Here is a 7,960-nt window from a genome sequence, read left to right as displayed (position 1 = left end):
CAGACGCTGCCTGATCCCGATGGACGGCTACTACGAATGGCGCGCCAACGGCGATACCGACTCCGGTAAGAAGGCCCGCAAGACACCGTTCTTTCTGCACCGCACCGACGGCGAGATGCTGTTCATGGCCGGGCTGTGGTCGGTATGGAAGGCCGCAAAGGACGAGACGCCGCTGCTGAGTTGCACCATCATCACCACCGACGCCGTCGGCGGGCTCGCCAAGATCCACGACCGGATGCCGTTGATCGTGCCCGAGCGGGATTGGGATCGCTGGCTGGACCCCGACGCTCCGCCCGACCTCGACTTCCTGGCCGCTCCGCCGAGCGTCGACGGCATCGAAATGCGGGAGATCTCAACACTGGTCAACAACGTCCGAAACAACGGGCCAGAGCTGCTGGAGCCGGCCGAGCCGCAGCCCGAACAAGCCACGCTGCTCTAGTTGTCGGCCGCGAACAACGGTCCGCACAACTTTGTTCGTCGGCGATGGTTCCGGGCTTGCGACGGGGACTTAGCATGCGTGTGTGAGTGCCTCGTATACATACACATTCGATGACATCCGGAACCGTCCGGTCGCGGTGATCGGCGCAGGGACGCTGGGCCGGCGTATCGCGCTGATGTTCGCCAGCCGTGGCGGAACCGTGCGAATCGGCGCCCGCCGCGACGAGCAGCTGGCAGCCGCGAAACAGTATGTGGCCGAGACCCTTCCGAGAGTCATCGAGAATCGCGGCTTCGGTGAACCGGGCATCGCGACCACCACGACATCGCTGGCCGAGGCGCTGGACGGCGCGTGGCTGGTGGTGGAGTCGGCCCCCGAAAAACTCGAGATCAAGATTCCGCTGTGGGGCGACATCGACAAGTCAGCCCCGTCAGACACCATTTTCGCGACCAACTCGTCGTCGTACCCCTCGCGACTGATGGCCGAGAAGGTGCGCGACAAGACGCGGCTGTGCAACACGCACTTCTACCTGCCGCCGGAGATCAACGGCCTCGACCTGATGTCGGACGGCGAGACCGACCGCGGCCTGCTCGACACCCTGTTGGCCGTGCTACCCGAGTTCGGCGTCTACCCCTTCGAGGCGCGCAAAGAGTGCACCGGCTTCATTTTCAATCGGGTGTGGGCGGCGATCAAGCGTGAGTCGCTGGCGGTGGTCGCCGAGGGGGTGGCCCGTCCGGAAGACGTGGACGGAATGTACAAGCTCAACTTGGGCGCGCCGGCCGGTCCTTTTCAGTTGATGGACCTGGTTGGCCTCGACGTCGCTCTCGACATCGAAAACCACTACCTCGACGAGTTCCCACAGCTGCCGAAGGGCCCGCGGGACTTATTGCAGTCCTACGTTGATGCCGGCAAGCTCGGCATCAAGACCGGCGAGGGCTTTTACCGCTATTGAGATGGGCGAGTGCGGATCGGGCCGCGTTGGCTCCGCACATGCCGTGGGCGCCGGGGCCGGGGGGAGTGGCCGCCGAGCAGATATACATACCGGGAAGGCCAATACTATACGGCGACAGCGTCGTTCGCGGTCCAAAGGTCAGCTGACGGATGTCCTTGGAGCCGGTCATGATGTCGCCGCCGACGTAGTTGGGGTTGTAGGTGGCCATTTGCGTCGTCGAGCGGACTGCCTGGCCGACGATGCGTTCCCGGAAGCCGGGTGCGAACCGCTCGATCTGAGCGGTTATTGCCGCGGTCGCGTCGCCCGAAAAGCCATTGGGCACATGGGCATACGTCCAGACTGGGTGAACGCCGCCGACCGATCGCTGCGGATCGGCCAGGTATTGCTGCCCGACCAACACGAACGGCCGCCCAGGCATGTGTCCTGCGTGGATATCCCGCTCGGTGGCGGCGAGTTCGGCGTAGGTGCCAACCACGTGCACGGTGGCCGCCCGATGCGCGTACGGGTTCGTCCAGGGCACGCCGCCGTCGACGGCGAAGTCGACCTTGAATGCACCCGGCCCACGCCGGAACTTGCTGAAGGCGCGCGAGATTCGGCCGGGCAGCCGATCGCCGAGGATGCCCGCGACGGGTTCGGGCGCGAGATCGAAAAGCGTCACGTCGGCGGGCGGCAGTTGTGATGCGGTCCGGACCGGGACACCGGTCTCGATCTTGCCGCCCAGTTCGCCCAGCAGCGCCACCATCGCGTTGGTGATCGATTGCGAGCCACCTTCGGCGACCGGCCAACCATGCCGATGGCCGGCGGCGATGATGCCCATCCCGATCGCGGAAGTCATCGGGTAGTGCAGCGGCCGAAAGGCATGGGCAGCAACGCCACCGAACAAAGCCCGCCCCTCGTCGGTGCGGAACAGCCGGGCGAAGGTGGACGCCGGAAGTACGGTCGGCGCGCCGAACCTGGCCAGCATCAGCGGGTGGTGCGGGAGTCGCAGCAGCGGGCCCATGATGTCCTCGTTGAGCGCGTCGAAACGCGACGCCGAGTAGCCAAACGCGCGCTGCCACCGAGAGCCGTCGGGGCCGAGGCCGGCCGCGGTCTGCTCAACCGAGCGGTGCAGCACGCCGGCGCTGCCGCCGTCGAGCGGGTGGACACAGTCGATATCCGGCCAGCACCAGGTGAGGCCGTAGCGGTCCAGGTTGAGTTTGCTGAGAAACGGCGAGCCGACGGCCATCGGGTGGATCGCCGAGCAGTGGTCGTGCAAGAGGCCGGGAAGGATTGCCTCGCTGCTGCGGGCGCCACCGCCGACCTCGTCGGCTGCCTCGAGGACGGTGACCTGCACGCCCTCGGCTGCAAGGGACACGGCTGCTGCGAGCCCGTTGGGCCCGCCGCCTACCACCAATGCCGTGCTCATGGGTGCCGCTCCTTCTCGTCGGTGCGCTCTGCATCGTCGCCGGCGCGGATCATGTCCAAACCCTATTCCCCGGGCCGGTAACGCGGCATCGCCACGGGCTATACCGAGGATTCCTCTGTTAAGTTAGAGTAATCCTCATGCCGAGAGCAGCGACCAGCGATACGCGAAGCCGCTTGATGCAGGCGGCCCGCCGCAGGTTCGCCGCGGACGGCGCTATCGCCGCGACGCTCGACGAGATCCGGCGGGACGCCGACGTCAGCGTCGGGGCGCTCTACCACCACTTCACGGACAAGCCCGCATTGGCGGCCGCCGTCTACGCGCAGGTGATGAGCGAGTACCAGGGGAGTTTCGTGGCGATGCTGCGCCGACAGCAGACCGCGGAAGACGGGATTCGCGGCGGCGTTGCCCACCATCTGCGTTGGGTGGCTGCCAACCGTGGCGAGGCGGCCTTACTGCTGGGCGACCGGTTGGGCAGTGCCGAGTTGCGCGAAGCGAACATGGGGTTCTTCAACGCCGTGCGGGACTGGTGGCAACCACACCACACCTACGGAGTGTTGCGTCCCATGCAGGCCGGCGTCACCGCCGCGCTGTGGTTCGGCCCGGCACAGGAATTCGGCCGGCATTGGATTGCCGGCGATGAACCCCGTATGTCACGCGGGGCGATCAAGACGTTCGCGGATGCCGCATGGATGGTGTTGCGGGCCAATGATATCGAGGAGGATGAGTGATGAGCTCAGCAGAATCTCTGTACGCCGGCATGGTCGCCGACGGCGACGATCCCGAGGCGCCGCGCCGGGTACGCGTGGAGCATCGCGGCGACCGGGCCGTGGTGACTCTCGACGAGCCCGACCGGCTCAACGTGCTCTCGGCACCGTTGGTGCGCCAGTTACGTTGCGCGATCGAGGGTCTCGTGGCCGACAACGACATTCGCAGTGTGGTGCTCACCGGCACCGACCCGGGCTTCAGCGCCGGCGGAGACTTGAAGATGATGCGTTCGGCCACCGAACAGCTGAGCAACCCCGAAGGCGTCGCCGACGTCTGGCGCTGGATCCGTCGCGAGTTCGGCGGTATCGCCCGGCTGATTGCCGGGGCGGACACGATTTTCGTCGCCGCGATCAACGGGGCGGCGGCCGGCGTCGGGCTGGCCTGGGCGCTGACCTGTGACCTCGCCATCGCCAGTGAGCGTGCGGTGATCGTGCCCGCGTTCGGTCGTCTCGGACTGCTTCCCGAGGTCGGCACCAGCTGGGCGTTGACCCGTCGGCTGGGCTACCAGGGCGCGTTGGCGTACTACCTGCGTGGCGAGCACATCGACGCCCATCAGGCGCAGCGGCTCGGACTCGTGCAGCAGGTCGTTGCGCACCACGAGCTGCTTGCCGCCGCCGACGAGTGGTGTGCCCGCGTCGCTGCCATGCCGGCGCACGCCATCGCGATGACCAAGCCGCTGCTGCGTGCCACCGCCGACGCCGGCTGGCACGATGCGCTGACCATGGAGGAATTCGCCGAGCCGATCTGCTTCACCACCGCCGCGTTCGCCGACAGTGTGCAGACGATGCTGGGACGGTGATCCGCTACGACCGGGCCGGGCAAACGTATTCGCTTACCCGCCAACCTGATCCACGGATCGGCGCCGTCATCGAGCAAGCGCTGCGCGGTATGGCGACAGTGGCGAACATCGGCGCCGGGACCGGTTCCTACGAGCCGTCGAACGTCGTTGTCGCAGTCGAACCCAGCTCGGTCATGATCACGCAACGCCCAGCCGGGGCCGCGCCTGCGGTGCGGGCTGTGGCCGAGAACCTGCCGATCGGAACGGATGCCGTCGATGCGTCTGTCGCGCTGCTGAGCGTGCACCACTGGTCGGACCTCGCCGCCGGAGTTCTCGAGATGATCCGCGTCGCCCGTCAGCGTGTCGTGATTTTCACCTGGGATGACACCGTCTTTCGCCAATTCTGGCTGCTGCGCGAATATCTGCCCGCCGCCGCAGACACCGACGAGCGTCTGGCGGTGCCGATCTCCACGCTGATTTCGCTGCTGGGCAACGTGTCGGTCCAGCCGGTGCCCGTCCCACACGATTGTGTCGACGGATTCGGCGGAGCCTTCTGGCGCCGGCCTCGTGCCTATCTCGACGAGACCGTGCGAGCCGGGATCTCGATGCTCACGCTGACACCGAAAGCGTTGCTGGCAAAGGGATTAGAGCGGCTCAGCGCCGACCTTGCCGATGGCTCCTGGGCGCGTCGCCATACCGATCTTCTCGCCATGCCGCAGCTTGATCTCGGATACCGGCTTCTAGTGGTCGATCTCAGCTGAGAATCTGCGCGGTCACCGCGCCGGTAAGCGCGATCAGGTCGCCGGGTGCCAGCGCGACGTCCCAGCCGCGGCGGCCCGCGCTCACATACATCCGCTCCCAGCCGATTGCGCCGGCGTCGACGACGGTCGGCAACCGCGTGCGCTGACCGAGGGGAGACACCGCGCCCAAGACGTAGCCGGTGGCCCGCTCGGCGGCGCGCTGATCGGCGATGGTGGCTTTGCCGACATTCAGCGCCGAGGCCACCGCCTTGAGCGAGAGCCGCGCCGGCACAGGCAGAATTGCGACGGCCAGGCCGTCGGGAATCGCGATGATCAGCGTCTTGTAGATCTGCTCCGGCGACACGGCGCCCGAGGAAGTCAGCGCTTGCACGGCCTCGCTGCCGAACGAGCGTTCGCGCGGGTCGTGGTCGAACTTCACCACCTCGTGCGGCACACCCGCGTCGACCAACGCCGCCAGCGCCGGAGTCGCCGCGCCGGCCACGGCTACGGGCCGGAGTACCCCGGCGGGTTGACGCCGTCCACCCAGAAGTCGACGCCGAGTTTGCCGCCCGGTACGCAGTTGTAGACCGACAAGTCGCTGACGCCGGAGTCCAGCAATACGTCCTCGCAGAGCAGGGTGTTGCCGGTGTATTCGCGGGAGGGCTTGTTGAGGATCACGTAGGCCGCATCGGAGTAGACCTCCGGCTTGCGCGCGCGGCCCATCGCCTCCTCACCGCCGAGCAGATTCTGCACCGCGGCGGTGGCTACCAGCGTGCGTGGCCACAGCGTGTTCGAGGCGATGCCGAATTCGCGCAGTTCTTCGGCCATACCCAACGCGCACAACGTCATACCGAACTTGGCCATCATGTAGGCCGTCGGCTTGAGCCATTCCTTGCCGAGCAGAACCGGCGGGGAGAGCGTCAGAATGTGCGGGTTCTCCCGGCCCTTCAGGTGCGGGATACACGCCTGGGAGACAGCGTAGGTGCCGCGCACCTGAATGCCGTTCATCAGGTCGAATCGCTTCATCGGCACCTCGGAGATGGACCCGAGGTTGATCGCCGACGCGTTGTTCACGCAGATGTCGATGCCACCGAACTGCTCGACGGCCTTGGCCACGGCCGACTCGACCGAGTCCGGGTCGCGGACGTCACCGACGATCGGCAGCGCCTGACCGCCTGCCTCCTCGAGCTCCTTGGCGGCGGTGTACACCGTGCCGGGCAGCTTGGGGTGCGGCTCGGCCGTCTTGGCCACCAATGCGACGTTGGCGCCGTCCTGCGCGGCACGCTTGGCGATGGCCAGGCCGATTCCGCGGCTGGCGCCCGAGATAAACATGGTCTTGCCCTTGAGTGACATGAGCGTCACAGTAACGCTGCTCACAGAAGCGTCGAATCAGCGGCCTGGATTGCGCCGCGAACCGGCCGGAAATAGCGGGGCGATCGCCGCTGTTGACCCATGCGAAGCAGACAGTGTCAGTCGAAGCCTTTAGATTGGGGAGTGGAGTTCTGTGTCAACGGCGACGAGCCTCATCGGCGAAGAGCAGTTGGCCGGGTGCCAGACGGGTCCGGTGCTAATGGACCTGTTTACCGGCATCGCGACGGAAGGGACTGCATCACTCACTATGGCTGATACCGATAGCGCGACCGAGTCGGACATTGCGGCCCAGGCCGATGTCTCGGACGGGTCTGTGCGCAGCCGCTCGAACGAGACCGACGCGGCGCTGACGGCGCGTTTCGAGCGTGACGCGATCCCGCTGCTGGACCAGCTGTACGGCGGCGCGCTGCGGATGACTCGCAACCCGGCCGATGCCGAGGATCTGCTGCAGGAAACCATGGTGAAGGCCTACGCGGGCTTCCGGTCTTTCAAAGAGGGCACCAACCTCAAGGCGTGGCTGTACCGCATCCTGACCAACACCTACATCAACAGCTATCGCAAGAAGCAGCGGCAGCCGGCGCAATATCCCACCGATGAGATCACCGACTGGCAGCTGGCGGCCACCGCGGAGCATTCCTCCACCGGACTGCGCTCTGCCGAGGTCGAAGCGCTCGAGGCGCTGCCGGACACCGAAATCAAGGAAGCACTGCAAGCGTTGCCGGAGGAATTCCGGATGGCGGTCTATTACGCCGATGTCGAAGGCTTTCCCTACAAAGAGATCGCCGAGATCATGGGCACTCCGATCGGCACGGTGATGTCGCGACTGCACCGCGGCCGGCGTCAGCTGCGGGAACTGCTGACCGACGTGGCTAAAGAGCGTGGTTTCATTCGCGGTGGCCAGGCACCCGAGGAGGTGTCGTCGTGACTGACTTCTCGTCCCAGTCGGACTCCTCGGCCGGTGCGGAGCCCCAGAGCAAGTCCGAGTGCGCCGATGTGATCGCCGAAGTTGCGTTGTTGCTGGACGGGGAGTGCACCCCGGAGAAGCAAGCGAAGCTGAGGCAGCATCTCGAGGACTGCCCGCCTTGCTTTCAGTTCTATGGGCTGGAGGAGCGGATCAAGATGTTGATATCCACCAAATGCCGAGGTGAGAAGGCGCCAGAGGGTCTGCGCGAGCGGCTACGGGTGGAGATCAGCCGGACCACGATCATCCGCGGTCGCTAACGCCTCACAAACCAAACAAAGACGCGGGCCGCCTGTCGGACGGTCCGCGTCTTTGTTGATCTGAGCGGTTGGTTAAGCGTTGGGCCGCTTACCGTGATTGGCCTTGCTGTGCTTGCGGTCGCGCTTTTTCCGGCCTCGCTTGGCCATGACTGATCCTCCTCGCGGTTCTGCTTGTCAATCAGTCTGTCATGCCGCCGCCGGTATAAGCCAACTGCTAGACGACCGGAACGTGCACCAGCGTGCCGCAGTTCGCGCTCGCCGACGAGACCGGGCCTTGCTGTCCGGCCGGCTG

11 protein-coding genes are annotated in these 7,960 nt (G+C 66.1%); 7 read left to right on the top strand and 4 right to left on the bottom strand.

The features are described 5' to 3' along the window. Together WAO18_RS09180 and WAO18_RS09175 are read left to right on the top strand one after the other, a co-directional pair. The coding region (locus WAO18_RS09180) for an SOS response-associated peptidase (protein ID WP_422205733.1) at window positions 1–439 on the top strand (439 nt) is incomplete at its 5' end. Between the two features lie 82 nt (window positions 440–521). Further along, entirely contained in the window at window positions 522–1,388 is an 867-nt protein-coding gene (locus WAO18_RS09175) for a 3-hydroxyacyl-CoA dehydrogenase family protein (RefSeq protein ID WP_422205731.1), read from the top strand. Here WAO18_RS09175 and WAO18_RS09170 read toward each other — a convergent pair. Next, window positions 1,357–2,793, bottom strand: a complete 1,437-nt coding sequence (locus WAO18_RS09170; protein ID WP_422205729.1) for a phytoene desaturase family protein — start codon at window positions 2,791–2,793, stop codon at window positions 1,357–1,359. The genes WAO18_RS09175 and WAO18_RS09170 overlap by 32 nt on opposite strands. A gap of 137 nt (window positions 2,794–2,930) precedes the next feature. On the opposite strand from WAO18_RS09170, the gene WAO18_RS09165 reads away from it, so the two are divergent. The 3 genes from WAO18_RS09165 to WAO18_RS09155 are packed head-to-tail and all read left to right on the top strand — an operon-like array spanning window position 2,931 to window position 5,097. Continuing rightward, on the top strand, window positions 2,931–3,521 hold the full coding sequence (locus WAO18_RS09165) for a TetR/AcrR family transcriptional regulator (protein WP_422205727.1): 591 nt from the start codon (window positions 2,931–2,933) through the stop codon (window positions 3,519–3,521). Beyond that, entirely contained in the window at window positions 3,521–4,357 is an 837-nt protein-coding gene (locus tag WAO18_RS09160; RefSeq protein WP_422205725.1) for an enoyl-CoA hydratase/isomerase family protein, read from the top strand. The genes WAO18_RS09165 and WAO18_RS09160 overlap by 1 nt, the downstream gene beginning before the upstream one ends. Further along, window positions 4,354–5,097 carry a class I SAM-dependent methyltransferase gene (locus tag WAO18_RS09155; protein ID WP_422205723.1) on the top strand — a complete coding sequence of 248 codons (744 nt, stop codon included), beginning with the start codon at window positions 4,354–4,356 and terminating at the stop codon, window positions 5,095–5,097. Before WAO18_RS09160 ends, WAO18_RS09155 begins: the two co-directional genes overlap by 4 nt. Here the strand turns inward: WAO18_RS09155 and WAO18_RS09150 are convergent. Next, window positions 5,090–5,578 carry an aminoacyl-tRNA deacylase gene (locus WAO18_RS09150; RefSeq protein ID WP_422205721.1) on the bottom strand — a complete coding sequence of 163 codons (489 nt, stop codon included), beginning with the start codon at window positions 5,576–5,578 and terminating at the stop codon, window positions 5,090–5,092. The genes WAO18_RS09155 and WAO18_RS09150 overlap by 8 nt on opposite strands. Window positions 5,579–5,580: 2 nt before the next feature. Further along, window positions 5,581–6,429 carry an SDR family oxidoreductase gene (locus WAO18_RS09145; protein WP_422205719.1) on the bottom strand — a complete coding sequence of 283 codons (849 nt, stop codon included), beginning with the start codon at window positions 6,427–6,429 and terminating at the stop codon, window positions 5,581–5,583. A gap of 265 nt (window positions 6,430–6,694) precedes the next feature. On the opposite strand from WAO18_RS09145, the gene WAO18_RS09140 reads away from it, so the two are divergent. After that, a complete protein-coding gene (locus tag WAO18_RS09140) occupies window positions 6,695–7,372 on the top strand; it encodes a sigma-70 family RNA polymerase sigma factor (protein WP_422205717.1) in 678 nt (225 codons plus the stop codon). 68 nt (window positions 7,373–7,440) lie between these two features. After that, the gene (gene rsrA, locus WAO18_RS09135; RefSeq protein ID WP_422205736.1) at window positions 7,441–7,668 is read left to right on the top strand and encodes a mycothiol system anti-sigma-R factor; all 228 of its coding nucleotides are present in this window, start codon (window positions 7,441–7,443) and stop codon (window positions 7,666–7,668) included. A gap of 72 nt (window positions 7,669–7,740) precedes the next feature. Here rsrA and WAO18_RS09130 read toward each other — a convergent pair whose 3' ends face one another. Further along, window positions 7,741–7,815 carry a 50S ribosomal protein bL37 gene (locus tag WAO18_RS09130; RefSeq protein ID WP_011728008.1) on the bottom strand — a complete coding sequence of 25 codons (75 nt, stop codon included), beginning with the start codon at window positions 7,813–7,815 and terminating at the stop codon, window positions 7,741–7,743. Between the last annotated feature and the right edge of the window lie 145 nt (window positions 7,816–7,960).

The sequence above is a fragment of the Mycobacterium sp. genome (assembly GCF_049278535.1).
In the GTDB taxonomy this organism is placed as follows: Bacteria; Actinomycetota; Actinomycetes; order Mycobacteriales; family Mycobacteriaceae; genus Mycobacterium.
This window is presented reverse-complemented; position numbering and strand designations above follow the sequence as displayed.